The sequence below is a fragment of the Maribacter sp. C-4077 genome (assembly GCF_055378385.1).
Genome location: NZ_AP038807.1, coordinates 61,981 through 87,963 on the forward strand (window position 1 = coordinate 61,981; position 25,983 = coordinate 87,963).

A 25,983-nucleotide genomic window follows, 5' to 3' on the forward strand; every position below is an offset into this window, starting at 1 on the left:
CTACAATATTAGCAAAGAACGCAATAGTTCTCATCATCCGTAAGATGTGCCCCTGGGTTTCTCCAATAACCATTCCCCTCTATCAAATCATCCGAATTTCTTGGACCCCAAGTACCGGATGGATAGCCATACATCCGCACGTCCTTTCCATTTTGCCAATAGTCCAAAATGGGATCAACGAATTCCCATGCGGCCTCCACCTCGTCCGCTCTGGCATACAGGGTAGCATCACCTTGCATGGCATCCAAAAGCAGACGCTCATACGCTTCCATAACATGTGTCTCCTTTAAACTGGAATAATAAAAATCCAAGTTGGCACGCTCTACCTTAAAGCCCTGTCCCGGTACCTTGACACCAAATTTTATTAGGATACCCTCATCAGGTTGTATTCTGATTATCAGCTTATTGTCCTTGTTATGGATACCTGATTCTTTGAATATCTGATGGTGCGGCGTCTTAAAATGTATGACCACTTCGGTTACTTTTGTGGGCATACGTTTGGCCGTCCGCACGTAAAATGGAACGTCCTTCCAGCGCCAATTGTCCACATAAAATTTAATGGCGGCAAAAGTCTCCGTCGTGGAATCCGGGTCAACGTCCTCTTCCTCCCTGTAGCCCTTTACCATTTTTCCTTGAATATCTGATGCCATATATTGGGCACGGATGGTATTATCATGCAAAGTCTTTTCATCGCGCATAGTCCTTAGGGATTTCAATGCCTTTACCTTTTCGTCCCTAATTTCCTCGGGCTTATCCCCTATGGGCGGCTCCATGACAATTAGGGATACGATTTGAAGTAAATGGTTTTGGAACATATCCCTAAGTGCCCCCGATTTATCGTAATATCCGCCGCGCTTTTCAACGCCAACACTTTCAGCGTTCGTTATCTCTACATGTTTTATATAGTTCCTGTTCCATAAAGGTTCAAAAATACTATTGGCGAAACGGGTCACTAATAGGTTTTGCACCGTTTCCTTTCCCAAATAATGGTCAATACGATAGATCTGGGATTCCTTAAAATGTTCCTGAAGCCCTTCGTTCAAAGCTTTGGCGGTCTCCAGACTATAGCCAAAAGGCTTCTCAACGATCAAACGTTTCCATCCATTGTTTTGAGTGCTGAGGCCGGCACTTGCAAGATTTTTCGCAATGGTCTCATAGAGTCTGGGAGGTGTGGAAAGGTAATACATAATGTTTCCCTTGGTGCCCTTTTCATCCTTTAGTGCTACCACTCGTTTCTTCAAAGGCTCATAATCCACATCATAGGACGCACCAAGGTCATGATAAAAAAACATTTCCGCGAACCTCTTGATTTTGGCTTCGTCAGAATTTTTCAGGGTTCCCTTTAAATAGTTACTTTCCAGTACGACTTGGTTTCGAAAATCCGTATCAGTCATATCACTTCTGCTCGTTCCCAACACAACAAAATGCTCGGGCAATTGGCCTTCAACGTACAGGCTGTACAATGCAGGCACCAACTTTCTTGCGGTCAGGTCCCCCGAAGCACCAAAAATGACCAACATTTGATTTTCCGTTTTCCTCTTCATCAATTTTATATTTGAAGCTTAAAAGTATCGAAAACCATTGCCAATACCAATGGGATGATGATTATTAGGGAAGAATTATAGATTATTTGGCTTACTTTTGAAATAAACGAGATGCCAGGAAATAGCATTTAAGGATATGAATTGAGCCATAACAAGTCTTGATACCAACAAAGAGGCTTATTGGCAAATCTCAACCCTGTGCTGAGCGTAGCCGAGGTATGACTTATGAAAAACAATAAAAAAAAAGAGATGAAATATGATTTTGGCATGGTGGGGCTTGGTGTAATGGGCCGTAATTTTATTTTGAACGTATCGGACAACGGATTTACGGCTTATGGCAATGATTTGGACCCGGAGAAGGTAAATGCCCTTATTAAGGAAGGTGGGGATACAAGCAAGGTAAATGCGTCAACCGATAGCAAAACCTTCTTGGAAGCACTTTCTACCCCTAGAAAAATTATGCTGCTGGTGCCTGCAGGTAAAATCGTAGATATGGTCATTGAATCCCTTCTACCCAATTTGGATGAGGGCGATTTGATCATTGATGGAGGAAACTCCTTTTACACCGATACAGATCGACGGGAAGCTTACCTAGCCAAAAAAGGCATCAATTTCTTTGGTGCCGGCGTTTCTGGTGGCGCCAAGGGAGCCCGTAAAGGTCCAAGCATCATGCCAGGTGGAAACAGGGAAGCCTATCAGCATGTAAAACCGATTTTTGAGGCAGTTGCGGCAAAATATCAAGGGGAACCTTGCGTAGCGTATTTGGGACCCAAATCGGCCGGGAACTATGTGAAAATGGTGCATAATGGTATAGAATATGGCCTGATGCAGTTAACTTCGGAAATCTATGATATACTAAAAAAGGGAGCTGATTACAACAATGATGAACTTCACAAAACCTTTGATGCTTGGAACAAAGGTCGATTGCAGTCCTTTTTAGTGGAGATTACCTCAGAAATCTTTGAGCAGGAGGACGATTTGGCCGAAGGACGTTTGGTCGATCAAATCCTGGACAAGGCGAAGCAAAAAGGAACGGGCAAATGGACCAGCCAGAACGCAATGGATTTGGGTATACCCGTTCCATCCATAGATATTGCTGTAAGTATGCGCGAAATTTCGGCTCTAAAGGACGAGCGTATCGAAGCCGATAGGCTGTACGACCGACCCAAGCTGAAAAAAATGGATAAGGCCACCATGGAAAAATTGGCGGAAGAATCCCTGTACTTTTCCTTTATTATCACCTATGCCCAGGGATTACATCAATTGGCAGATGCGTCCAAAGAGTACGGTTACGATTTGAATATTGCAGAAATTGCCAAAATATGGCGTGCCGGATGTATCATAAGGGCCGGACTTTTGGCGGATATTTCGGAAGCTTTTGAAGCGAACCCCTCGTTGCCAAATCTGCTAATGTCTCCAACTTTCGTCGAAAAGGTACAGGTCACGGTAGATTCTGCTAGGGAACTGGTCGCTTACGGAGCCAAAAATGGGATTCCATTACCCGGACTTTCCAATTCCCTAACTTATTTTGATGCCTACACATCTAGTAGACTGCCCTTGAACCTGATACAGGCACAGCGGGATTATTTTGGTTCACATACCTATGAGCGATTGGACAGGGAGGGTATTTATCATACGGAATGGGAAAAGGAGTAATGCGCATTGTTGTATATGCCCTATAGTATCTATGTAGTAGAACTTCATAAAAAGGTTTTTACGGAACATAGAAAGTTTCGGGAAGCAAACCCTCAGTTCAATGGGGTCCTGGAATGTCTGTATGTAGGAATGACCAGTAAAACACCCAAGGAGCGCTTTGAACAACATAAAAATGGTGTTTTAAGTAAAAAGGGCGTAAATATTTCTTCCAATATCGTAAAAAAATATGGCCTATATCTACGTGGGAGCCTTTATAACCACATAAAACCTATAGCGACAAAGGAAGAGGCACTAAAAATGGAACGTATGCTGGCCTTGCAATTGCGACGGAAAAGGTATGCGGTTTGGTTCAATTGAATTGGCCAACTTTCAATGACATGTTTGGCTGATTTTCACATTCATTGGTAAGCCGTTTTCCCGTCCTATTCGAAAAAGCTTTTTTAATTTGGCTTCTATTTGTTGATATATAGACTCCAAGCCAATCCGTACATAAGAACTACATTTTACGTATTTTTCGTAAAAAATCACCAAATGTTCAAGTCAGCTCGTATCACCGCACTTTTTATTCTAGTTTTTTTCCTAATCCCAAAGAAGCAATTCGGTCAAAAACTGCAAAAGGACCAAATTAAGGAACTGGCCCATCAATATACTATAGCTTCCTTTCCAATGTTAAAAGAGCTTTTGAGTATTCCCAACGATGCATTTTTCAAGGAAGACATAGAAAAAAACGTACAATGGTGTGAGAAAGCTTTCGGTAATAGAGGTTTTTCAACACAAAGATTGGAGACCACAACTGTTCCCTTATTACTTGCCGAAAGGAAATATAAAAATGCCAAAAAAACCGTTCTTATCTACTTACAGGTTGACGGACAACCTGTGGATTCCACAAAATGGTTTCAGCAGAGTCCATATATTCCAACACTAAAAAAATTGAACAATTCAGGAGATTGGGTTCCCATTTCTTGGGAATCTGTCAAGGATTATCATGATGATTGGCGCGTGTTCGCGCGTTCTGCGAGTGATGCAAAAGGTCCGGTTTCCATGTTCTTAACGGCAATGGATGCTACCAGTGAAAATGAAATTACCCCCAACTACAATATTAAGGTCATTATGGATTTTGAGGAAGAGCTGGGTTCCCCGCAGCTTCCAGATGCTGTAATCCGGAACAAAGACCTACTTTCTGCGGATATGCTAATTATTTTCGATGGCCCAAGACATATCACCAATAGACCTACCTTGACATTTGGGGCCAGGGGAATTGCCACCCTGCAACTAACCACATACGGTCCGGTTGTCCCCCAGCATAGTGGGCATTTTGGAAATTATGCGCCGAATCCGGCACTACGACTTTCCAGATTGCTGGCATCCATGAAAGATGAGGAAGGGCGAGTAACAATCGATGGGTTTTATGAGGGTATCCATATCGATGATGCAACGGAAAAGATATTAAGGGCCGTACCCGATAACGAAGAACAAATTATGGAAAGGCTTCAAATAGCGGAGACGGATAAAGTGGGAACCTATTATCAGAAGGCTATTCAGTATCCATCATTGAATATTAGAGGGATGCAATCTGGATGGGTCTATGAGAAAGTTAGAACAATTGTTCCGGATCGCGCGGTAGCGGAATTGGATGTAAGACTGGTATTGGAGTCGGACCCAGAACGATTGATTACATTGATCAAAGATCATATTAAATCCCAAGGATATGTGGTCATTGATCGGGAACCGACCAAGGAAGAACGGTTGGAACATCCAAAAATCGCTACCCTAACCCATGAAATTTCATACCAATCCTTTCGAACCGATTTTGATTCCGAAGTAGGCCTATGGCTTACGCGTGCACTTGAAAATGCCTTTGGAGAAACACCCATACGAATACGTATGAGCGGGGGATCCATTCCTATCTCGCCCTTCGTCAACACTTTGGGCATTCCTGCAGTTACAGTCCCTACCGTAAACAGGGACAACAATCAGCACAGCCCTAATGAAAACCTAAGATTGGGAAATTACCGGGAGGGAATACAAACGATGATAGCCATCCTAAATGAAAGGTTATAAATGGACTTCAGATAGTATCAGGCATACTTCCTATTAAAAACAAACCTTTGGGTAGTCAGAATTCTAAATACCAAGGAGGCTATAAAGTATCATTTTTTATTTATAAAATATTTTAATGTTTATTATATTAAATATAAATAAAAATTTATGATTTAGTTTTAAGATCTTTGTTGGAAACAAAATCGACAAAGATGAGAAACAGTCCAGCAGTAGCGCCCGAGAAAAAAATACAACAAAGCCAAACGACCAAAATAGTCATCGCAGAAGGTGATGGAATTGGCCCGGAAATCATGAAGGCCGTTTTGAGAATTTTAAAGGCTGCGAAAGCAAACATAGAAACGGAATCCATCGAAATTGGCGAACAAGTCTATCTGTCCGGCAACAGTGCTGGAATAGACGAAAAGGCATGGGAAGCCATTTCCAAAAATAGTGTCATACTCAAAGCGCCCATTACCACGCCTCAGGGCAAAGGCTATAAAAGTTTGAACGTTACGTTGCGAAAGTCATTAGGACTTTTTGCCAATGTTAGGCCCGTGAGTGCACTACATCCCTATGTAAAGACCCATTTTCCAAATATGGACATTGTGGTTATTCGAGAAAACGAAGAGGACCTTTATGCAGGCATAGAACACAAACAAACGGATGATGTTGTGCAGTGCCTAAAACTGATTACTAGGCCAGGCTGTGAGAAAATCGTACGGTATGCCTTTGAATATGCGAAAGCATACAACAGAAAAAAGGTGACCTGTATGGTCAAGGACAATATCATGAAACTCACCGACGGACTGTTTCATACCGTTTTTAAGGAAATTGCCGCGGAATATCCTGAAATTGAAAGCAATTCCCAAATTATCGATATAGGATCTGCAAAATTAGCTACCGTACCAGAGGAATACGATGTCATTGTTACCTCTAACCTTTACGGGGATATCATTTCGGATATTGTGGCCGAAACTGCTGGCTCCGTTGGGATGGCGGGTTCTGCAAATATTGGAGGAAAAGTAGCGATGTTCGAAGCGATTCATGGATCTGCCCCCGATATTGCCGGTCTAAAGATTGCCAATCCATCCGGATTATTGAATGCCGCGATTCTGATGTTGGCCCATATCGGGCAGACCGAAGTGGCCGATACAATCAAAAATGCTTGGTTGACCACCTTAGAGGACGGGATTCATACGGCCGACATATTCCAGGGCAACATCAGCAAAAAGAAGGTGGGTACCGAAGCCTTCGCGGATGCCGTCATAGAACGCCTTGGAAAAACTCCCAAAAACCTGCCCGTTAGCACGTTGGCCAAAGGTACGGGCAAAATAGAGATCCCCAATTTCAAAAGAAAAGAAACAACAAAACAACTTGTGGGTGTTGATGTTTTTATCGATTGGAAAGGAGAAGACCCAGAAATGATTGGAGGGGGACTTATGAGGGTCAAATCACACAATCTAAAGCTAAAAATGATTACCAATAGAGGCGTCAAAGTGTTCCCCGAGGGATTGAAAGAAACGTATTGCACGGATCACTGGAGGTGTCGCTTCGTCTCAAATTCCTCTACTATTGAAACCAAGGAACCTCAATATATTGCCGTGGAATATGAACAGGTTATTGCCCTCTTGTCCAAATTGTATCAAAATGGATATGACGTAATAAAAACGGAAAACCTGTATGAATTTGATGGACAACGCGGTTTCTCCTTGGGACAAGGTGAGTAAATGGTTGTACTAAAGAAAAACCCATACCTTTTCGGATATGGGTTTTTGTATTTTGGCTTTTAACGTATTTTATTTGCTCAAATACATCTTCCTTCTCGCATACAAGTTATAGAACTCGTCATCTTTTAAGCTATCAATGAACAGGATGCTTTCGCCGGTACTCTTCATTTCGGGCCCTAAGTTTTTATTCACATTCGGGAACTTGTTGAATGAGAACACAGGTTGCTTGATGGCATACCCTTCCAGATGCGGTTTAAAATCAAAATCCTTTATTTTCTTTTCGCCCAACATCACCTTGGTCGCATAGTTCACATACGGTTCCTTGTAAGCTTTTGCGATAAACGGCACCGTTCTGGAAGCCCGTGGATTCGCCTCAATGATATACACGATATCGTCCTTGATCGCAAATTGTATATTAATAAGACCGACCGTATTTAAGGCCAAAGCAATCTTTTTGGTATGGTCCTTAATCTGTTGCATTACAAACTCCCCAAGGTTAAACGGTGGCAAGGTCGCATTGGAATCGCCCGAGTGAATCCCACAAGGTTCAATATGTTCCATAATACCGATGATGTAAACATCCTTGCCATCACAAATGGCATCTGCCTCCGCTTCAATGGCTCCATCCAGATAATGGTCCAGTAACAGTTTGTTGTTCGGGATTTTCCGAAGCAGGTCCACCACATGGGCTTCCAATTCTTCCTTATTAATGACGATTTTCATGCCTTGTCCACCCAACACGTAGGAAGGGCGTACCAACAAGGGAAAATCCAGTTCATCTGCAAGTGTCAACGCTTCCTCGGCCGTTTCCGCTACCCCAAACCTAGGATATGGAATATCGTTCTTTTTTAAAAGATCTGAAAAGCTTCCCCTGTCCTCGGCCAAATCCAGGGATTCAAAACTCGTGCCTATAATTTTTATACCGTACTTGGAAAGCTTTTCGGCCAGTTTCAATGCTGTCTGGCCACCCAACTGCACAATTACCCCTTCCGGATTTTCATGGCGGATGATATCATAGATATGTTCCCAGAAAACAGGTTCAAAATAGAGTTTATCGGCCGTATCGAAATCGGTGGAAACGGTTTCCGGATTACAATTGATCATAATGGTCTCGTAACCACATTCCGCCGCCGCTAAAACCCCGTGCACACAGCAATAATCGAACTCTATCCCCTGCCCTATCCGGTTGGGACCCGAGCCGAGAACCACAATTTTCTTTCTATCGGTCACTACGCTATCGTTCTCCACGTACCGTGTACCATCCGGCTTTTCGATCTCCTCCTCAAAGGTGGAATAGTAATACGGCGTCATCGCCTTGAACTCGGCCGCACAGGTATCCACCAATTTGTAAACCCTCTTTACGTTCAGTTCGGTACGTTTGTTGTAGACCTCACTTTCGTAGCAATCCAGCATATGGGCAATCTGCCTGTCGGCAAAACCTTTTTGCTTGGCTTCCAATAAAAGTTCTTTGGATAGGGTCGCAATGGTGTATTTTGATATTTCCTTTTCCAGTTGATATAACTCCTCATACTGCTTCAGGAACCACATATCTATTTTGGTTATATCATGGATCCTACTCAGCGGAATCCCCATCTGAATCGCATCATAGATGACGAATACCCGGTCCCAACTAGGGATGGTGAGCTTGCTAATTATCTGGTCATAATCCTTATATCCTTTTCCATCGGCACCTAGGCCATTTCGCTTAATTTCAAGGGATTGCGTGGCTTTATGTAAAGCCTCTTGGAAAGAACGCCCAATTCCCATTACCTCTCCTACGGATTTCATTTGAAGTCCCAAGGTACGGTCAGACCCCTCGAATTTATCAAAATTCCAACGGGGTATCTTTACGATCACATAATCCAAGGTAGGTTCGAACAAGGCCGATGTGGATTTGGTAATCTGATTCTCCAATTCGTCCAAGCTATAGCCAATGGCCAGTTTTGTGGCGACCTTTGCAATGGGATACCCGGTTGCTTTTGAAGCCAAGGCCGATGATCTCGAAACCCTAGGGTTAATTTCAATGGCTATGATATCTTCCTTTTCATCCGGACTCACGGCAAACTGAACATTACAACCGCCCTCGAAATCGCCGATACTGCGCATCATTTTAATCGCCATATCCCGCATTCTTTGGAAGGTCCTATCGGATAAGGTCATAGCGGGTGCTACGGTGATGGAATCACCTGTATGGATTCCCATGGGATCCATATTTTCAATGGTACAGATGATGACCACATTATCGTTCTTGTCCCGCAACAGCTCCAATTCATATTCCTTCCAGCCCATTAAGGCCTTGTCTATCATTACCTCATGTATAGGGGAAATTTCCAATCCGTGGCTCAACAAAGCGTCAAAATCCTCCGGCCTGTAAACGATGGAAGCTCCAGCCCCGCCCAAGGTATAGGAAGCCCTTATAACCAAGGGAAAACCGAATTCCTGAGCGATTTCCTTTCCCTTTAAGAAAGAAGTGGCGGTAGCCTGAGGCGCCATCCCAACACCGATTTTCAACATAAGTTCGCGGAACTTTTCGCGATCCTCCGTAATGTTAATGGCATCGATATCCACCCCAATGAGCTCTACGCCAAAATCTTCCCAGATACCTTTTTTATCGGCCTCTATACAAAGGTTTAGTGCAGTCTGACCTCCCATGGTGGGCAGTACGGCATCGATTTGTGGATGTGCCTTTAAGATTTCAACAATCGATTTTGTGGTCAAGGGTTTCAAGTAGACATGATCCGCCATGGAAGGGTCGGTCATAATAGTGGCCGGGTTACTATTGATCAAAATTGTCTCTATACCGTCCTCCCTTAGGGAACGAAGGGACTGACTTCCCGCATAATCGAACTCACAAGCCTGACCAATAATAATTGGCCCGGAACCAATAATCAAAATTGAATTTAAATCTTTTCTTTTAGGCATTCCAATACTAGTTTCTCGTTATCTAAATTTTCAAAATTAGGTCAAAAAAAAGGTGCTGAACTTAAAGAAGCAGCACCTTTTTTTAAAAGTTATCTACAAAACATTACTTTTTGTGTCGTGGCTCAGAGGATACGGTTAGTTTTTTTCTACCTTTTGCCCTTCTTCTGGCAAGAACCTTTCTTCCATTGACCGACGCCATACGCTCACGGAATCCGTGCTTATTTTTTCTCTTTCTCTTAGATGGTTGAAATGTTCTCTTACTCATCGCCTATACTTTTAATCGCTGAATGTTATCGTTTGAAGTCCTACCAATGGATAGGTAAAACCGGGTGCAAATATACAAAGAGTTTTGTCTTTGGCAAGAGGTATCGAAAAAAATATTTTAATAAATCCATTCTTTCAAAAAGCTAGGTTTTCCCTAATTTTGCCCGAATCAAATTCCATGGGTTTATCGTTCTTTATCAATTCTATTTTAAAGGCAAACCCAACGTATTTTAATCATAACTAACGATGTTCAATAAAAACATAAAACTTGTCATTGCCGGGCTTATCATTGCGTATGCCATATACCAATTTATAGAAGGAAATATAGGTAACGGAATTTTCTTGATACTTCTGTCGCTCATTTTCATCTTCCTGTATTTTAGGAACGAAATCATCCTATTGGCCTTTTTAAGGATGCGGAAACAAGATCTTGCGGGAACCGAAAAATGGCTTTCCAAAATAAAAAATCCAGAAAGTGCCTTAATAACAAAACAGCAGGGCTACTATAACTATCTTCATGGGATTATCCACTCCCAAACCAACTTGACCCAGGCCGAAAAATATTTTAGAAGAGCTCTAAAACTAGGTCTCACAATGGATTATGACGTGGCAATGGCAAAACTGAGCCTTGCCGGAATCTCCATGCAAAAACGCAGAAAAAGGGAAGCTACCACCTTGTTGAACGAGGCAAAAAAATTGGACAAGAACAATATGCTCACCGAACAGATCCGAATGATGCAGCAACAAATGAAGAAAATCTAAAAGCGTTCCTTAATTACTTTGTTTCCTTATAATATCCCTTATTTGGGATTTCAATAGCGTACTTTTTACGTGAACTATTATTAAGATGTGGTTCCCGTAGCCAAGGATTATGTCTTTTTAAAATTTTGTAGTTGATTTCATATTGCTGGGCAAAATCGGCAAAGCTGGCAACGGGTTCGTCGATTTCCACGGTAAAAGTGGGTACTGCGGTATAATAGTCGTCTTTTTCCAAATGAAATCCATATTTTTCGGGATTGGAAAGTATTTCCTTAATGGCAAGGATTCTAAATACGTACCTTCCTGTTTCATCGCCCAATAATAAATCCCAGTAGTTATCAACTTGCTGGATTCCCATATACTTATTGATAGAACCTGGACCTGCATTGTAGGCCGCCGCTGTCAAGGACCAACTGCCATATTTATCCTTCCATCTGTTTAAATATTTGCAGGCTACTTCGGTGGATTTTTCTAAATGGTACCTTTCGTCTACGTTGGAATTGATTTCCAGCCCATATTCCCTTCCTGTCTCCCGCATGATCTGCCAAAAACCGGTAGCTCCGGCAGGCGAAACGACATTGGTGAGTCCGCTTTCGGCAACGGCCAAATACTTAAAATCGTCAGGGATGCCATTTTTGGCCAGAATGGGTTCGATAACAGGAAAATATTTATGGGCACGCTTCATCAATAATAGCGCGTTCGATTGCCAATAAGTATTCACCAAAAATTCACGATCTATACGCTCCATAATCTCCGGATCTTCCTGGGGAACAATTTCGCCCGCGAAATTTAAATCTTGGGGGATATCAATAGATGAAATGCGGTACTCAGACGCAACGTTCTTTTCAATAGAATCATTGGCAACCACTTTTTTCGGGTCGTTATTTGAAAACTCGGTGGATTTCGTTGCAAAGACCAAGGTGCCAACAATAAAAAACACACCGCAAAACATGAGAATATTTTTTAAAACTTTCATAGCCATAGAGGGTTTAGAGATACTCAAAGGTATTAATAGAACTATCTTAATCCAAAATAATTGTGGGCAGGTGCTCATTAAACCATTTTGCTCTGTGAATGATCATGGTATGGGTGGCGTTTTTGACTACCGTACAATTGTCAATGTTCGAGATTGGAAAAACGGCATCCTTATCACCGTGTATATGGACAAGGTTCTTTGGGTATTCCATTTGGCTCCAGTTTACGGTTTGATGAATGCACCAGTCTATGTAGCGCTTATCCCGTATGGAAAGATATTTTTCATACAGTTCCAATCGCTTTACCACGGTTTCACCAAAGGCGTATTTTGCCAAAAGTTCCACATTGTTCACCAATCCCGTGGGCAGTAATTTATGGACCTGTGTGTAACGCGCAAATAACATCCGTTTGGGCAATTCGCTTTTCAGCTTTACACTTGAAACGATGATGATTTTTTTAACCGATATATGTTTTGCCATTTCCTGAACCAAGATACCCCCCAAAGAAACGCCTAATAGTATAGGGTTTGGGTGTACAATACGCTTGGTCATCTCTTTGGCGTATGCCCCTAGGGACTGACCTTTTTCAGGGACAAACCAGTCCAAAAAATGCATTTGAAAATTTTCTTCAGGAAGCTTTATATATTCGAAAATGGTATGGCTTGCTGCCATTCCTGGCATAAAATAGACATGTTTTTTTTTATCCACCATAGAGGCAAATGTCATAAAAACTAGGAATGTAGGGAAATTTTTGCTAGTTTTGAACATAATTATGTTGATAACTTTTATAAATCAGCAGGTTTCTGTTAAAAGAATTGAATTGCGATTTGGGAACATCGTATTTTTTGTCTAAACCAAACACTTAAATCAACTATATGAATAATGTAATTATTAAGGACAACGCTTTCTTGCGCCAATTTGAAACGACAATTAACGGCCATCTCGCTAAAATTGAGTACTCCTCCCAAGAAAGAAAAGTCTTTTTAACAAAGCTGGTAGTTCCTGAGGAGGTAGATCAAGAAGGCTTCAAAGAAGATTTTATTAAATCCGTTCTCAATCACATCCAAGAACAAAATTTAAGAGTGGTTCCCACGAGTCCTCAAATAGCGGGATTCCTTAGAAAGAATAGACAATATAAGGAGATGTTGCCGGTGGGCATTAGAATCTAATTTAAAAGCTCCAAAATGGAGCTTTTTTTATGCGATAACTTCTGCATTTACAAAATCAATAGTTACGATTCCGTCCTCCGCGATTTCCTTCAATCGTATGTTGTGGAGTGTATTTACCAGTTCAGGATTCCAAGGGGTTTTTACCTTTACATAGTTTTCCGTGAATCCATGAATATAGCCTTCCTTGTTCTCCCCTTCGAAAAGCACCTCCAACTCCGCACCCAACTGACTTTCGTAAAAGGCCCTTCTTTTTTTAACCGATAAGGCCCTCAGCATTTTGCTGCGTTTATTCCTGATTTTTTTGGGCACCACGCCCTCCATGGTCGCTGCCTCCGTATTGTCCCTTTCCGAATACGTAAAAACGTGCAGATAGGAAATATCCAGATCCTTTAAAAAATTATAGGTCTCCAGAAAATGTGCATCGGTCTCGCCCGGAAAACCAACGATAACATCCACGCCAATGCAACAATTTGGTATCACCTCCTTAATTTTCTTCACACGATCAACGTATAAATCTGTTAAATACCGACGCTTCATAAGCTTCAAGAGCGCATCACTGCCACTTTGTAAGGGTATATGGAAATGGGGCACAAACCGATCGCTTTGGGCTACAAAATCGATTGTTTCATTTTTTAAAAGGTTGGGTTCTATGGACGATATCCGTAACCTTTGGATACCATCTACATATTCCAAGGCCCTAACCAAATCCAGAAAAGTATGTTCGTGTCTTTTATTTCCGAATTCACCCTTGCCGTAATCCCCGATATTCACGCCCGTCAACACAATTTCCTTAATACCTTGTTCGGCAATTTCCTGAGCGTTCTTGAGTACATTTTCCAAGGAATCGCTCCTGGAAATTCCCCGCGCCAGCGGAATGGTACAGTACGTACATTTATAGTCGCACCCATCTTGGACCTTTAAGAAAGCCCGGGTTCGATCACCAATGGCGTAGCTTCCCACATAAAAATCGGCTTCCTGGATTTCGCAGGAATGCACTTCTCCCATATCGTTTTTGGAAAGATCGTTGACATAATCCGCAATGTTGAATTTCTCAGTGGCTCCGAGAACCAAATCCACACCATCGACTGCGATAAGTTCCTCAGGCTTTAACTGGGCATAGCAACCAATGGCCGCAATAAAGGCCTGTGGATTTGATTTTTGGGCCTGTTTTACAATGGTCTTGAACTTTTTGTCCGCATTTTCAGTCACGGAACAGGTATTTATGACATACATGTCCGCCTTTTCGTCAAAACCCACCCTGTCAAAGCCCTCTTTTACCAAACTTCGGGCAATGGTAGAAGTTTCGGAAAAATTTAGCTTGCAGCCTAAGGTGTAAAATGCGACTTTTTTGTTCATAACATTCGTGTTCGATTTAGTAATTACGCCATTTTTTGGTGATTTCAAAAACATGGTTCAAAATATCGGCATCGGCATCTGTAAATTCCACACCTCTTCTGGCCATCATAACCTTTGCGGCCTCAAAGGCCTTGTTGGGCATGTAGGTACTAAACCCAGAGGCCCCGCCCCAGCTAAAACTCGGCACAAAATTCCTAGGAAACCCGGGGACGTAAATATTTGAATTTACGCCGATTACCGTTCCCGTATTGAACATGGTGTTGATGGCAGTTTTGCTGTGGTCGCCCATCATCAATCCACAAAATTGTAGTCCGGTCTGTTCGAATTTTTCGGTTGCATAATTCCATAACCGCACCTTGGCATAGTTGTTCTTAAGGTTGGAGTTGTTGGAATCCGCCCCAATATTACACCATTCGCCCAATACGGCATTTCCCAAGTAGCCTTCATGGCCTTTACTCGAGTATCCAAAAATAACCGAATTGCTGACCTCGCCACAAACCTTGGAATACGGCCCAATGGTAGTAGCGCCATATAATTTCCCTCCCATTTTTACAATGGCATGGTCGCAGAGCGCCAGTCCACCGCGGATAAGGCTTCCCTCCCAAATTTCAGCGTTCTTGCCAACGTATATAGGTCCATCGGTAGCATTCAAAATACTATATTCTACCTTAGCCCCTTCTTCCAAAAAAATTCGTTCCGGACAGATGAGACTATTGGTTTTTGATATGGGCCGACTTTCCCTGCCCTTGGTTAAAAAATCAAAATCCTCCTGTAGGGCTCTTTCATTGAGCGAAAAAATGTCCCAGGTATTTTTGACCTGGAACAAATCAAAATCATAAACAATTTCTTTGTACCCGCTCCAATCACCCTCGCTATGGACATTAGCAGACCTATATGCGATTATGATGTCGTCTTTTTTTAACACTTCCCGTTCCTTCAAACCTTTGACATTCTGAAGTAAGTCGGCACTGGGCAGTATAGTTCCGTTAAGAAAAATATTATCCGATTGTAAAACCATCGGGAATTTAGCCTGTAGATACGCTTCCGTTTGGTAGCTACATGAGGTACTTAAATATGCCTCCCATTTTTCCTTGATGGTCATGATTCCAATACGAACATCGGCCACCGGCCTTGTAAAAGTAAAGGGTAAAAGATGTTCCCGCTCCGGACCATCAAAAAGAATATAGTTCATGGATATTTTTTTTCAAAATTAATCATTAGACCAGGACTACCTATCCCATTCCAGTCTAAATGCCTAAAAATTAGATGCCATCCAATAAAAAACGCCTCCAAAATGTGGAGGCGTTGATTATCTTAAGAATAAAATAAGTCCTATTCCTCTTCTTTCGTTTCGGGTTTAGAAAATTTCTTGTATTTATTTTTAAACTTGTCAATCCTACCTGCGGTATCCAAAAACTTGGCCTTACCAGTATAGAACGGATGTGAAGTTCTTGAAATTTCTAATTTAACCAACGGATATTCAACACCGTCAACTTCTAAAGTCTCTTTTGTATCCGCTGTAGATTTGGTGATAAAAACGTCTTCATTAGACATGTCCTTGAAGGCTACCAATCTATAATTTTCTGGGTGTATTCCTTTTTTCATGTTAAAATCATTAACGCACCCATTCCAACGGGCACTTATTTTAAGGCTGCAAATTTAGTCAAATAATTAGAATTGCCAATTTATTAAAAGGAAAAAACATAAAATAAAATGATGCTATTTTGTAACTTTTTTACTTAGGCCTATACAAATTAGATAATCAACTTATAAAACTTAAAAACAATGGAAGAAAATAAACCAAAAACAGGTAAGTATGCTTTGAACTATGGCCTTTTACTGGGAGGCGTAGGAATAATTTTCGCGTTCATGTTGTATACGGCCGATATGCATTACCAAGGAGGAATCGCGGTGATGTTGATAAGTCTTGCGCTTACTATAGCGGGTATCGTTTTGGCGATGATACAATTTAGAAAGGCCAACGGTGGCTTCATGTCATTTTCCCAAGCCCTTAAGGTGGGCGTTGGGGTGAGCTTGATTGCTGGAATCATTGGAATTATTTTTAATCAAATTATGGCCAATGTCATTGATCCCGATATGATGGCCAAAGCCATGGAAATGCAGAGAAATCAACTTATGGAGACTACCTCAATGACTCCAGAACAAATCGATGCGCAAATGGAAATGGGTAAAAAATTCTCCACTCCAACGATGCAGGTAGTTTTTGGACTTGTATTTAGCCTATTCATTGGATTCGTTATTTCACTAATCTCTGGACTGATTCTAAAAAAACAGGAAGAATAGAACTAATTTGTATTTTTGAAGGGAATTCCTAAAGTAAACAATGCAGTTATCCATAGTCATTCCCTTACTGAACGAGGAAGAATCGCTCAAAGAACTTCATGATTGGATTGTATCCGTGATGCAATCCAATCATTTTTCTTATGAAATACTGTTCGTGGACGATGGTAGTACTGACGGTTCCTGGAGTATCATTTCTCAGTTATCCGAGCTAAATCCCTATGTAAAAGGAATTCGGTTTCTAAAGAATTTTGGGAAATCCCAGGCATTGCACGCTGGATTCAATTTGGCCAAAGGCGACGTTATTATCACGATGGATGCGGACCTACAGGACAATCCCGAAGAAATTCCAGAATTATATAATCTTATCCAATCCAAGGAATATGATTTAATTTCCGGTTGGAAAAAGAAGCGATACGACTCCCTTATATTCAAAAACCTACCCTCCAAACTTTTTAATTGGGCGGCCAAAAAAACATCAGGTGTAAAATTGCACGATTTCAATTGTGGTCTAAAGGCCTATAACAAGTCGGTCGTAAAAAGCATAGAAGTATCCGGAGAAATGCACCGATACATTCCGGTACTGGCGAAGAATGCCGGTTTCAACAAAATAGGTGAAAAGGTCGTAAAACATCAGGCCAGGAAATATGGGCATACCAAATTTGGAATGGAACGCTTTATCAACGGTTTTTTGGATTTGATAACCATTTGGTTCGTTTCCAGATTTGGAAAAAGACCTATGCATTTATTTGGCGCTTTGGGCGTTTTGATGTTCATTATAGGTTTCGGTTTCGCACTATATTTAGGAATAGATAAACTTTTCTTAAACCCATTTGGTCGTTTGATTACGGATAGACCTGAATTTTATATCTCCTTGATTTCCATGGTAATCGGTACGCAGTTATTTCTAGCCGGATTCATCGGTGAAATAATAACCAGATCGAAGCGAAACGAACCCCGTTATCATATTTCCGAAGAATTAAATTTGAACTCGGAACAAACACAATATTCTTTGTAAATTTAAATATCACTTAAAACCGAAAATTACATGGATACCATTCTGGAAACCGCCAAAAGCTGGCTTACCGATTTTTTTGACCCAAAAGTAAAGGAAGAAATACAGCACCTTATTGATAACGACACCGAAGAACTTAAGGACCGCTTCTATAAAAATATGGAATTTGGTACCGGTGGTATGCGTGGTGTTATGGGGGTTGGAACCAACAGAATCAACAAATACACATTGGGTAAAAGTACCCAAGGACTCAGCAACTACCTCCAAAAAGTTTATGCCGGCGAAGATATTAAAGTGGTCATAGCATTTGACTGCCGCCACAACAGCGACACCTTGGCAAGAACGGTCGCAGAGGTATTTTCGGCCAATGGCATCCAAGTGTATTTATTTTCAGAATTACGAACTACGCCAGAATTGTCCTTTGCCGTAAGACACTTGAACTGCCATGCCGGAATCGTGCTTACCGCATCGCATAACCCACCGGAATACAATGGTTACAAGGTTTATTGGACGGACGGAGGACAAATTGTACCTCCCCAGGACGGTGAAATAATAGCCGAAATAAACAGTCTAGGTTTTGAGGATATCAATTTCAAGGCCGATGAAAGCTTGATTACCGTAATCGATACCGATGTGGACGAAGCATTTATTGAGGCATCGGTCAAGAACGGTAACTTCAATGCAGCCGGAAAGGACGATTTTAAGATCGTGTTCACTTCCTTGCACGGAACTTCGATTACCGCCATCCCCGAAGTATTAAAAAGAGCAGGGTATGAAAACGTGACCATAATTGAGGAACAAGCAAAACCCGATGGTTCCTTCCCCACGGTAAAATCCCCCAATCCAGAGGAATCCGAAGCCTTGTCCATGGCGGTTAAAAAGGCAGAGGAAATTGGAGCCGATATGGTTGTGGGTACCGACCCCGATAGTGATAGACTGGGAATCGCGGTCCGTAATTTGGAAGGCAAGATGCAAATTGTCAACGGAAACCAGGCCATGGTACTGATGACCAAATTTTTATTGGAAAAAAGAAAAGAAAAAGGATTCAAAGGCAATGAATTTATAGCCACGACCATCGTTTCCACACCCATGATGGAGGTGATGGCCAAGGCGTATGGCGTGGAATTCAAAACCGCATTGACCGGATTTAAATGGATCGGAAAGATGATAAAAGATTTCCCCCAATCGGATTTTATTGGAGGCGGTGAGGAAAGTTTTGGTTATATGGTTGGCGACTTTGTGCGTGATAAGGACGCTGTCACTTCTACCCTATTGGCCTGTGAAATCGCCGCCCAGGCAAAGGCGAATGGCAGTTCCTTTTACAAAGATCTTATTGATTGTTATGTTGATTATGGATTCTATAAGGAACATTTGATTTCCCTTACCAAGAAAGGGATGAGCGGTGCAGAGGAAATCAAACAAATGCTAAAAGATTTTAAGGAAAACCCTGTTGAATCCGTAGCAGGTTCCAAAGTAAAATGGATCGAGGACTACAATACGTCCACGGCCAAAAACGTGCTGACAGGGGAAGAAAAACCCATCGATATCCCAAAATCCAACGTGTTGATATACGAAACCGAAGATGGCACACGAATCGCTGCAAGACCCAGTGGCACGGAGCCCAAGGTGAAATTTTATATCAGCACCAACACAAAATTGGACAAGGCAGCGGACTTTACTAAAGTATCCGCACAGTTGGATGCAAAAATCAAAAGCATCGTTAGCGAGCTCAATCTAGGTTAATGGATTATTTTAAGAAGATTCTGCTTTTTGCGAAACCCTATCGCAAATATGGATATCTGAACATCTTTTTCAACATTTTATATGCGCTTTTCAGCGCGTTATCCTTCGCGGCCCTTATACCCATGTTGGATGTTCTGTTCGATAAAACAAAACAGGTATATCGGGCACCCCAATATCAGGATTTGGGACATTTGAAGGATTACCTACAAGAATACATAAATTACAGGGTCACTGCGTATTCCGGAAACGATGAGATGAAGGGCTTGATTCTAGTAATTGGGTTGGTTCTAGTATTATTCCTTCTTAAGAACTTGTTCAACTACTTGGCCATGTTCTTTATTACCTTTTTACGAAATGGCGTCTTAAAGGATATCCGAAATAGGATGTACGAAAAGGTGGTGGAGCTACCAATTTCCTATTATTCCGAAAAAAGAAAAGGGGATGTAATCGCAAGGATAACCTCGGATGTATTAGAGATTCAACATTCCTTTCTTTCAATTCTGGAACTTATTGTACGTGAACCTCTTACAATTTTGTTTACAATATTGATAATGTTCGGGATAAGCTTTAAACTGACCCTCTTTGTATTCATTTTTATTCCCATTGCAGGTATGATTATATCAAAGATTGGAAAATCCCTTAAAAAGCAATCGGATAACGTACAACGGGAACAAGGCGAATTTTTATCGATTATAGAAGAAACTCTGGGTGGACTGAGAGTCATCAAGGCGTTCAATTCAGAATCCAAATTTTACAAAACTTTTTCAAGTTCTACGGAACGGTTCTTCAATTTTAGCAATACGCTATTGAATCGTCAAAATTTGGCCTCTCCTACAGGTGAGTTTTTGGGCATCCTGGTCATTGGTGTATTACTGTGGTTCGGTGGAAAAATGGTATTGATCGACAAAACTTTAGATGCATCCTCCTTCATTGCCTATATGGGTTTGGCCTACAATATCCTAACCCCCGCCAAAGCCATCAGTAAAGCTTCCTATGGCGTTAAAAAAGGGAATGCCGCGGCCGAACGTGTTCTGGAAATTTTGGAAACCGAAAACCCAATCTCTGAAATTGAGAACCCGGTTGTTAAATCCGACTTCCTCCAACAAATTGTGCTTAAAAATATCTCCTTTAAGTATGAAGATGAATACGTGCTGAAAAACTTCAATTTAACGGTTCCAAAAGGGGCCACAGTTGCTTTGGTAGGTCAATCCGGTAGCGGAAAAAGTACCATTGCCAATTTGGTGACCAGATTCTATGATGTGAATGAAGGGGAAGTTACCATTGATGGCACCAACATTAAGCATTTTTCAAAAAAGTCCTTGCGAAGTCTGCTCGGCTTGGTGACACAAGACTCCATTTTGTTCAATGATTCCGTGAAAAACAACATCCGATTAGGCAAGGAAAATGCCACCGACGCGGATATTATAGAAGCGGCCAAAATAGCGAATGCCCACGATTTTATAATGGAACTTTCAAACGGGTATGATACCAATATTGGGGACGGCGGCAATAAATTGAGCGGCGGACAAAAACAGCGTCTTTCCATAGCACGGGCCGTTCTGAAAAATCCCCCGATCATGATTTTGGACGAGGCCACTTCCGCCTTGGATACGGAAAGTGAACGCTTGGTACAGGACGCCCTCGAAAAAATGATGCGAAATAGGACTTCTATAGTCATTGCGCATCGCTTGTCAACCATCCAAAATGCAGATACCATTGTAGTTCTGAACAAAGGCGAAATAGTGGAACAAGGAAGCCATAACGAGCTTTTAAGCCAAAACGGTACCTACAGGAAATTGGTGGAAATGCAGTCTTTGGGATAATGGTTGTTGGTTGTTGGCTGTTTAAAATGCATGGCACTATTCGCATTACACTAGGCGCTTTGCATACTATTGTTCATTGTTAATTGATTAATCCGTAATAGAAATTGTTCAATACTGACTGTAAACCGAATTCTGCTAAGGACTACTGGACTACTGCCATTAACTTATGACTTTTAACTTTTCGCGGTCGGCGTTTGGCTGTTAGCTGTTAGCAAGATAACTTTTAACTTTTCATTCTTCACTTTTCATTTTTCACTTTTCATTAAATCACTATCTCACTATTTCACTTAACCACTAAAAACTAAACCTTTTCGTACTTTAGTAGTCATAGTACAAAAAGCTTTCGGTTGATTGCAGAGGAAACCTTAGTCCAGGAATTAAAATCAAAGGAGACACAGTCCAAGGCCTTTGAGCAACTGGTTGCGAATTATAAGGAACGTTTATACTGGCATATCCGCAGAATTGTACTGAATCATGATGATGCTGATGATGTGCTTCAGAATACCTTTATTAAGGTGTATCGGAATATTGACGGCTTTAAAGGAGAAAGTAAACTGTTCTCATGGATGTACAGAATCGCGACCAACGAATCGTTGAGCTTTTTAAAACAACAACGAACTAAACTTGGAGTGACCGATGATGAATACCAAGACAAAATGATAAAAAACTTAGAGGCCGATGTTTATTTTGAAGGCGATGAGATTCAATTGAAACTGCAAAAGGCAATCGCTACCCTGCCTGAAAAACAGAAATTGATTTTCAACATGAAGTATTATGAGGATTTAAAATATGAAGAGATCTCCGAGATTTTGGATACCACCGTTGGGGGACTAAAAGCCTCTTATCATTTAGCCGTAAAAAAAATAGAGGGTTTCATCAAAGGCGATTAAACCTTTTAATGAATTGAGAGTCATAGTAATAAGATGAACGAGAAGAACACAAATAAAAATCCTTTCAGCACACCAAAAGGCTATTTCGATAGCTTTGAGGAAAGTCTTAGGGATAGGTTGGCAAAGGAAAGCTCATCTATTCCCCAGCAAGAGGGTTTTAGGGTCCCTTCATCTTATTTTGAGGATTTTCAGTCCAAGCTTACCGCCAGACTAGAAGAGGAGAAGACCGTTCCAAAAGTCATACAGTTTACACCATTCAGGAAATTTATGACCATTGCGGCGTCCATTGCGGCAGTAACCTTCTTGGCCATTGGAATAAATTGGGGTAATAGCGAAGAGCTTAGTTTTACCGATTTGGCAAATTCCGAAATCGAAGCCTATTTTGACGATAATGGGCTGGATCTTTCCTCCGATGAAATCGCGGAGGTACTTCCTGTCGATACCTATGAAATTAACGATTTCGTACAACCACAATTAAACGAGGACAATCTGTTGGATTATCTCAATGAAAATGTGGAGTATTTTGAAGAATTAAATTTAGAAAACAATGATTAGACTATTTATAGCCATATTGATGTTGTTTACGACCCTGTCTTTTGCCCAAGATAAGTCCAGGGAAAAGATTAAGGCTCTCAAGGTGGCCTACTTGACCGAGCATCTGGAACTTTCTAGCAAAGAGGCACAGGAATTTTGGCCAGTTTACAACGAATATGAAGAAAAAAGACATGAGTTGAGACACAAGCAATGGGTGGAGATAAAAAGCAAACTTAAAGACGTAGGGAGCTTGAACGAGGAGGAGGCTCAATCCCTCTTGTCCGCTTATCTTAAAATTGAGGAAGAGGAGGAAGAATTGGAAAAAGATTTCCTTAACAAGGTAAGTAGGGTAATTTCGGCGAAGAAAACCTTGGTCCTAATGCGTTCTGAAGAAGATTTTAAACGGCAGTTGATAAAGCAGTACCGCCATAATAAAGGCGGACGCTAGCATGTTCAAAAAAGAGATTTTAGACCTGACAGGTTTTGGAAACCTGTCAGGTCTTTTTTTAGTATCATTTTTCAGGGAAAGTTGCCTGAAGGCAAACTTTGGTCATCTAAAAATCAGCTTGGAAATCCGATGCTTTCCAGCGGCATAGGCCACGGAATCCGATAAAAATCGGATGGTATAAAAACCTTCCTTGCTAAGCTGTGTCCATGCATCTCCCCCATCCGAAGAATAGGAAATGCCATGAAAACCGACTGCCACGATCGCTTTTCCATCGCGATTCGGCACAAATTGAATACAGCTCCTATAACCGGGATACTGACCATCGGCAATAAGCTTCCATGTTTTACCTCCGTCTTCCGTTTTCATCTTGTTTTGGGTAGTTACCTCCGGCTGGGTGTAATCCCCTCCTATGGCAATTCCTAAATTTTGATCGTAAAAGTCGATGGAATAGATACCTTGTGTGGCAACTTCATTTTCCATAGGGGTCCCAATTCTATTCCAAGTAGCTCCCGTATCCATCGTATGATAGATGCTACCGGTGGTCGTGGCTATCCAAGCCTGATTTCCCATAACTTCAATATTGGTGTTGCTCGCTGCAAAGGCTCCTTCGCCTTCCGTTCCCTCAGGAAGTTCATCACAAGGGATCTTTCTCCAAGTCGCTCCGCCATCCCTGGTTATTATAACACTCAAACATCCGTCCACGGTATCCCCAACGGCCAGGCCTTCCAAATCGTTCCAAAACACCATGGAATCATAAAAAACGGTTTCGCCAACTTCGGTATATACCAATTCCATTTGCCCGTTGTCACCTGTTTTATAAAGCAATGCCGGACTCCCAACGGAAAGCATGAAAAAATCGGAATTCGTATGAGCAACGGCCCTAAAGGAGGGTACAATGCTATCGTATTTTATAGTATTGGACCGGATGTTTCCAGTAGCAACATCTACAGTACCGTACACGCCGTCACTACCTGCAAAGGCCAAGGTATTTTGATCTAAAAATTCGATGGCCCGTATGCTGACGGAATCCACAAAAACATCCTCCACTTCCACGGTTGTAAAAATCTTGATATTTTCTTTTTTGGAACACGAGATAAAAACAAGAAGGAAAAATCCGAAGAAGGCTAAGGGGCGCATGTGTACAAAGTTTCTCAAAAATAAATGGAATCCACTCTAAAACAATACCTTTGCACCCTTAATTTTTTCTCATGAAGTTGCATAGAAACTTGGTATTCGCGGTAATAGATGCTTTGAACCTGATTTTTAACGAAGGCGAGTATGCGGATAAGGTTGTCCAAAAAGTGTTGAAGTTCGATAAACGCTGGGGAGCACGGGACCGAGGGTTCATTGCGGAAACCACCTATGAAATGGTACGTTATAAAAGACTTTATGCCGAAATTGCCGAAGTAAAAGCCCCTTTCAGTAGGCCTGACCTTTTTAGAATGTGGGCGGTATGGGCCGTATTAAGTGGGATTAAGTTGCCAGATTGGAAACAAATTGAACCTACCCCAGAAAGAAGGATCAAGGGTCGGTTTGACGAACTTTCCAAAATTCGAAAATACAGAGAGGCAATCCCTGATTGGATCGATGAATTGTGTGCCAAAGCCTTGGGGGAGGAACTTTGGACGGCCGAAATCGCAAAATTAAACGAGCCTGCCGAAGTCATCCTTAGAACGAATACCCTTAAAACCACTAAAGAAAAACTTCGAAAAAAACTTTTGGACGAAGGCATCGTTACCGAACCCATTAAAGGATATCCCCTCGCCCTTAAGCTTCCGGAACGGGCCAACGTATTCGTAACCCAAAGTTTTAAGGATGGACTTTTTGAGGTACAGGATGCCTCTAGTCAATTGGTAGCGGAACTTTTGGACGTAAAACCAGGGCAACGCGTTGTGGATACCTGTGCCGGTGCGGGAGGAAAATCCCTGCATTTGGCCGCACTGATGGAAAACAAAGGACAGCTAATTTCCATGGATATTTACGGCAGCAAGCTCAAGGAACTTAAAAGACGTGCCAGAAGAAATGGAGCGCATAATATAGAACCTAGGGAGATTACGTCTACCAAGGTCTTCAAAAAGTTGTACGATAGCGCGGACAGGGTCTTGATCGATGCTCCCTGTACTGGTCTTGGGGTACTTCGTAGAAACCCCGATACCAAATGGAAACTACAACCCGAGTTTCTGGAAGAGATTACCAAGACCCAACAGGAAATCTTGAGGAGTTACAGCAAGATCGTAAAAGCGGGTGGTAAGATGGTCTATGCTACGTGTTCCATATTGCCACAAGAAAACTCGGAGCAGGTGAAGATCTTTTTGACATCTGAGGAAGGGAGCAAATTTACACTGGTGACCGAAAAGAAAATATTCGCCTCCAAAAGCGGCTTTGACGGCTTTTACATGGCCTTATTACAAAAAGAAACAGCCAATTAACCGAACAATGGCAATTGTTGGTCCCCTTGGGTAGCGGTTTTTTTGCCGGATGGTTTCTCCGCAGGTTTTTGTCCCCACTTTTTCATGGCTTGAACTAACGGCATGAGGGTTTTGCCTTTGGCCGTGATGGTATACTCGACACGCGGTGGAATTTCCGCATACATCTTGCGTTCCAGGATTTGTGATTTTTCCAATTCCTTTAATTGCTTGCTCAACATTTGCTTGTTGATACCTTCTATGTTCTTTAGAAGCGTTGAGAACCGGTTGATACCCATGGAAACCCTATAAAGAATAATCGGCTTCCATTTGCTACCTATTTCCTCCATACAGGCGGTTACGGGACAATATTCGGATGGTTTGTTCAAAACTGTAGAATTTAAAATGTAGGT

The 25,983-nt window shown here is 41.7% G+C and carries 24 protein-coding genes; 14 read left to right on the forward strand and 10 right to left on the reverse strand.

What is annotated here, in order from left to right; translation table 11 throughout:
* Positions 1 to 8: 8 nt before the first annotated feature.
* Positions 9 to 1,544, reverse strand: coding sequence for a glucose-6-phosphate dehydrogenase (gene zwf, locus ACZ41C_RS00325; protein WP_464563473.1), 1,536 nt, complete (start codon positions 1,542 to 1,544; stop codon positions 9 to 11).
* A gap of 249 nt (positions 1,545 to 1,793) precedes the next feature.
* Here zwf and gndA point away from each other — a divergent pair, with 249 nt between their 5' ends.
* The 4 genes from gndA (at position 1,794) to ACZ41C_RS00345 (ending at position 6,967) form a co-directional block, all read left to right on the forward strand.
* Complete coding sequence (gene gndA / locus ACZ41C_RS00330; RefSeq protein WP_464563475.1) at positions 1,794 to 3,200, forward strand: NADP-dependent phosphogluconate dehydrogenase; 1,407 nt, start codon at positions 1,794 to 1,796, stop codon at positions 3,198 to 3,200.
* A gap of 15 nt (positions 3,201 to 3,215) precedes the next feature.
* Positions 3,216 to 3,557, forward strand: coding sequence for a ribose-5-phosphate isomerase (locus tag ACZ41C_RS00335; RefSeq protein WP_138258961.1), 342 nt, complete (start codon positions 3,216 to 3,218; stop codon positions 3,555 to 3,557).
* Between the two features lie 174 nt (positions 3,558 to 3,731).
* A complete protein-coding gene (locus ACZ41C_RS00340) occupies positions 3,732 to 5,261 on the forward strand; it encodes a M20/M25/M40 family metallo-hydrolase (protein ID WP_464563477.1) in 1,530 nt (509 codons plus the stop codon).
* A gap of 191 nt (positions 5,262 to 5,452) precedes the next feature.
* Entirely contained in the window at positions 5,453 to 6,967 is a 1,515-nt protein-coding gene (locus tag ACZ41C_RS00345; RefSeq protein WP_138258963.1) for an NADP-dependent isocitrate dehydrogenase, read from the forward strand.
* 69 nt (positions 6,968 to 7,036) lie between these two features.
* Here ACZ41C_RS00345 and carB read toward each other — a convergent pair whose 3' ends face one another.
* Both carB and rpmH read right to left on the reverse strand, forming a co-directional pair.
* On the reverse strand, positions 7,037 to 9,889 hold the full coding sequence (gene carB, locus ACZ41C_RS00350) for a carbamoyl-phosphate synthase large subunit (protein ID WP_138258964.1): 2,853 nt from the start codon (positions 9,887 to 9,889) through the stop codon (positions 7,037 to 7,039).
* A gap of 103 nt (positions 9,890 to 9,992) precedes the next feature.
* The gene (gene rpmH / locus ACZ41C_RS00355) at positions 9,993 to 10,154 is read right to left on the reverse strand and encodes a 50S ribosomal protein L34 (RefSeq protein ID WP_084696363.1); all 162 of its coding nucleotides are present in this window, start codon (positions 10,152 to 10,154) and stop codon (positions 9,993 to 9,995) included.
* Between the two features lie 245 nt (positions 10,155 to 10,399).
* Here rpmH and ACZ41C_RS00360 point away from each other — a divergent pair, with 245 nt between their 5' ends.
* Positions 10,400 to 10,915 (forward strand): DUF2892 domain-containing protein, encoded by a 516-nt coding sequence (locus ACZ41C_RS00360; protein WP_138258965.1) that lies wholly within the window; start codon positions 10,400 to 10,402, stop codon positions 10,913 to 10,915.
* Between the two features lie 13 nt (positions 10,916 to 10,928).
* Here the strand turns inward: ACZ41C_RS00360 and ACZ41C_RS00365 are convergent, their stop codons facing one another.
* On the reverse strand, positions 10,929 to 11,888 hold the full coding sequence (locus ACZ41C_RS00365; RefSeq protein WP_138258966.1) for a lytic transglycosylase domain-containing protein: 960 nt from the start codon (positions 11,886 to 11,888) through the stop codon (positions 10,929 to 10,931).
* A gap of 46 nt (positions 11,889 to 11,934) precedes the next feature.
* The gene (locus ACZ41C_RS00370) at positions 11,935 to 12,597 is read right to left on the reverse strand and encodes an alpha/beta hydrolase (RefSeq protein ID WP_464563481.1); all 663 of its coding nucleotides are present in this window, start codon (positions 12,595 to 12,597) and stop codon (positions 11,935 to 11,937) included.
* A 164-nt stretch (positions 12,598 to 12,761) separates the two neighbouring features.
* On the opposite strand from ACZ41C_RS00370, the gene ACZ41C_RS00375 reads away from it, so the two are divergent.
* On the forward strand, positions 12,762 to 13,055 hold the full coding sequence (locus ACZ41C_RS00375; RefSeq protein WP_138258968.1) for a GNAT family N-acetyltransferase: 294 nt from the start codon (positions 12,762 to 12,764) through the stop codon (positions 13,053 to 13,055).
* Positions 13,056 to 13,082: 27 nt separating this feature from the next.
* Here ACZ41C_RS00375 and mtaB read toward each other — a convergent pair whose 3' ends face one another.
* From mtaB to ACZ41C_RS00390, 3 genes are all read right to left on the reverse strand, one after another.
* On the reverse strand, positions 13,083 to 14,411 hold the full coding sequence (gene mtaB / locus ACZ41C_RS00380) for a tRNA (N(6)-L-threonylcarbamoyladenosine(37)-C(2))-methylthiotransferase MtaB (RefSeq protein ID WP_464563483.1): 1,329 nt from the start codon (positions 14,409 to 14,411) through the stop codon (positions 13,083 to 13,085).
* Between the two features lie 16 nt (positions 14,412 to 14,427).
* Positions 14,428 to 15,603 carry a GlmU family protein gene (locus tag ACZ41C_RS00385; protein WP_464563485.1) on the reverse strand — a complete coding sequence of 392 codons (1,176 nt, stop codon included), beginning with the start codon at positions 15,601 to 15,603 and terminating at the stop codon, positions 14,428 to 14,430.
* Positions 15,604 to 15,743: 140 nt separating this feature from the next.
* Positions 15,744 to 16,016, reverse strand: a complete 273-nt coding sequence (locus ACZ41C_RS00390; RefSeq protein ID WP_154918921.1) for a type B 50S ribosomal protein L31 — start codon at positions 16,014 to 16,016, stop codon at positions 15,744 to 15,746.
* Between the two features lie 180 nt (positions 16,017 to 16,196).
* Here ACZ41C_RS00390 and ACZ41C_RS00395 point away from each other — a divergent pair, with 180 nt between their 5' ends.
* The 7 genes from ACZ41C_RS00395 to ACZ41C_RS00425 all read left to right on the forward strand — a co-directional run bounded on the left by ACZ41C_RS00395 (position 16,197) and on the right by ACZ41C_RS00425 (position 23,165).
* Positions 16,197 to 16,715, forward strand: a complete 519-nt coding sequence (locus tag ACZ41C_RS00395) for a DUF4199 domain-containing protein (RefSeq protein WP_138258972.1) — start codon at positions 16,197 to 16,199, stop codon at positions 16,713 to 16,715.
* 40 nt (positions 16,716 to 16,755) lie between these two features.
* Positions 16,756 to 17,730 (forward strand): glycosyltransferase family 2 protein, encoded by a 975-nt coding sequence (locus tag ACZ41C_RS00400; protein WP_138258973.1) that lies wholly within the window; start codon positions 16,756 to 16,758, stop codon positions 17,728 to 17,730.
* Between the two features lie 30 nt (positions 17,731 to 17,760).
* Complete coding sequence (locus tag ACZ41C_RS00405) at positions 17,761 to 19,470, forward strand: phospho-sugar mutase (RefSeq protein ID WP_464563488.1); 1,710 nt, start codon at positions 17,761 to 17,763, stop codon at positions 19,468 to 19,470.
* Complete coding sequence (locus ACZ41C_RS00410) at positions 19,470 to 21,293, forward strand: ABC transporter ATP-binding protein (RefSeq protein ID WP_464563490.1); 1,824 nt, start codon at positions 19,470 to 19,472, stop codon at positions 21,291 to 21,293. The genes ACZ41C_RS00405 and ACZ41C_RS00410 overlap by 1 nt, the downstream gene beginning before the upstream one ends.
* Positions 21,294 to 21,640: 347 nt before the next feature.
* Positions 21,641 to 22,183, forward strand: a complete 543-nt coding sequence (locus ACZ41C_RS00415) for an RNA polymerase sigma factor (protein WP_464563492.1) — start codon at positions 21,641 to 21,643, stop codon at positions 22,181 to 22,183.
* 33 nt (positions 22,184 to 22,216) lie between these two features.
* The gene (locus ACZ41C_RS00420; RefSeq protein WP_464563494.1) at positions 22,217 to 22,738 is read left to right on the forward strand and encodes a hypothetical protein; all 522 of its coding nucleotides are present in this window, start codon (positions 22,217 to 22,219) and stop codon (positions 22,736 to 22,738) included.
* Entirely contained in the window at positions 22,731 to 23,165 is a 435-nt protein-coding gene (locus ACZ41C_RS00425) for a hypothetical protein (protein WP_464563496.1), read from the forward strand. The genes ACZ41C_RS00420 and ACZ41C_RS00425 overlap by 8 nt, the downstream gene beginning before the upstream one ends.
* A 102-nt stretch (positions 23,166 to 23,267) precedes the next feature.
* On the opposite strand, the gene ACZ41C_RS00430 is transcribed toward ACZ41C_RS00425, so the two are convergent.
* The gene (locus ACZ41C_RS00430; RefSeq protein WP_464563498.1) at positions 23,268 to 24,302 is read right to left on the reverse strand and encodes a WD40/YVTN/BNR-like repeat-containing protein; all 1,035 of its coding nucleotides are present in this window, start codon (positions 24,300 to 24,302) and stop codon (positions 23,268 to 23,270) included.
* Between the two features lie 71 nt (positions 24,303 to 24,373).
* Between ACZ41C_RS00430 and ACZ41C_RS00435 the strand changes: the two genes are divergently transcribed.
* Positions 24,374 to 25,594, forward strand: a complete 1,221-nt coding sequence (locus ACZ41C_RS00435) for an RsmB/NOP family class I SAM-dependent RNA methyltransferase (protein ID WP_138258980.1) — start codon at positions 24,374 to 24,376, stop codon at positions 25,592 to 25,594.
* Here ACZ41C_RS00435 and ACZ41C_RS00440 read toward each other — a convergent pair.
* Complete coding sequence (locus ACZ41C_RS00440; RefSeq protein ID WP_205123421.1) at positions 25,591 to 25,959, reverse strand: winged helix-turn-helix transcriptional regulator; 369 nt, start codon at positions 25,957 to 25,959, stop codon at positions 25,591 to 25,593. The genes ACZ41C_RS00435 and ACZ41C_RS00440 overlap by 4 nt on opposite strands.
* Positions 25,960 to 25,983 lie beyond the last annotated feature (24 nt).

Bases quoted from the DNA above. Each gene is read 5' to 3' on its own strand.
- rpmH (WP_084696363.1), bottom strand. From the start codon at position 10,154: ATGAGTAAGAGAACATTTCAACCATCTAAGAGAAAGAGAAAAAATAAG.
- gndA (WP_464563475.1), top strand. From the start codon at position 1,794: ATGAAATATGATTTTGGCATGGTGGGGCTTGGTGTAATGGGCCGTAAT.
- mtaB (WP_464563483.1), bottom strand. From the start codon at position 14,411: ATGAACAAAAAAGTCGCATTTTACACCTTAGGCTGCAAGCTAAATTTT.
- ACZ41C_RS00375 (WP_138258968.1), top strand. From the start codon at position 12,762: ATGAATAATGTAATTATTAAGGACAACGCTTTCTTGCGCCAATTTGAA.
- zwf (WP_464563473.1), bottom strand. From the start codon at position 1,544: ATGAAGAGGAAAACGGAAAATCAAATGTTGGTCATTTTTGGTGCTTCG.
- ACZ41C_RS00400 (WP_138258973.1), top strand. From the start codon at position 16,756: ATGCAGTTATCCATAGTCATTCCCTTACTGAACGAGGAAGAATCGCTC.
- ACZ41C_RS00430 (WP_464563498.1), bottom strand. From the start codon at position 24,302: ATGCGCCCCTTAGCCTTCTTCGGATTTTTCCTTCTTGTTTTTATCTCG.
- ACZ41C_RS00360 (WP_138258965.1), top strand. From the start codon at position 10,400: ATGTTCAATAAAAACATAAAACTTGTCATTGCCGGGCTTATCATTGCG.
- ACZ41C_RS00365 (WP_138258966.1), bottom strand. From the start codon at position 11,888: ATGAAAGTTTTAAAAAATATTCTCATGTTTTGCGGTGTGTTTTTTATT.
- ACZ41C_RS00420 (WP_464563494.1), top strand. From the start codon at position 22,217: ATGAACGAGAAGAACACAAATAAAAATCCTTTCAGCACACCAAAAGGC.
- carB (WP_138258964.1), bottom strand. From the start codon at position 9,889: ATGCCTAAAAGAAAAGATTTAAATTCAATTTTGATTATTGGTTCCGGG.
- ACZ41C_RS00370 (WP_464563481.1), bottom strand. From the start codon at position 12,597: ATGGTGGATAAAAAAAAACATGTCTATTTTATGCCAGGAATGGCAGCA.
- ACZ41C_RS00385 (WP_464563485.1), bottom strand. From the start codon at position 15,603: ATGAACTATATTCTTTTTGATGGTCCGGAGCGGGAACATCTTTTACCC.
- ACZ41C_RS00425 (WP_464563496.1), top strand. From the start codon at position 22,731: ATGATTAGACTATTTATAGCCATATTGATGTTGTTTACGACCCTGTCT.
- ACZ41C_RS00340 (WP_464563477.1), top strand. From the start codon at position 3,732: ATGTTCAAGTCAGCTCGTATCACCGCACTTTTTATTCTAGTTTTTTTC.
- ACZ41C_RS00405 (WP_464563488.1), top strand. From the start codon at position 17,761: ATGGATACCATTCTGGAAACCGCCAAAAGCTGGCTTACCGATTTTTTT.
- ACZ41C_RS00410 (WP_464563490.1), top strand. From the start codon at position 19,470: ATGGATTATTTTAAGAAGATTCTGCTTTTTGCGAAACCCTATCGCAAA.
- ACZ41C_RS00390 (WP_154918921.1), bottom strand. From the start codon at position 16,016: ATGAAAAAAGGAATACACCCAGAAAATTATAGATTGGTAGCCTTCAAG.
- ACZ41C_RS00345 (WP_138258963.1), top strand. From the start codon at position 5,453: ATGAGAAACAGTCCAGCAGTAGCGCCCGAGAAAAAAATACAACAAAGC.
- ACZ41C_RS00395 (WP_138258972.1), top strand. From the start codon at position 16,197: ATGGAAGAAAATAAACCAAAAACAGGTAAGTATGCTTTGAACTATGGC.
- ACZ41C_RS00335 (WP_138258961.1), top strand. From the start codon at position 3,216: ATGCCCTATAGTATCTATGTAGTAGAACTTCATAAAAAGGTTTTTACG.
- ACZ41C_RS00435 (WP_138258980.1), top strand. From the start codon at position 24,374: ATGAAGTTGCATAGAAACTTGGTATTCGCGGTAATAGATGCTTTGAAC.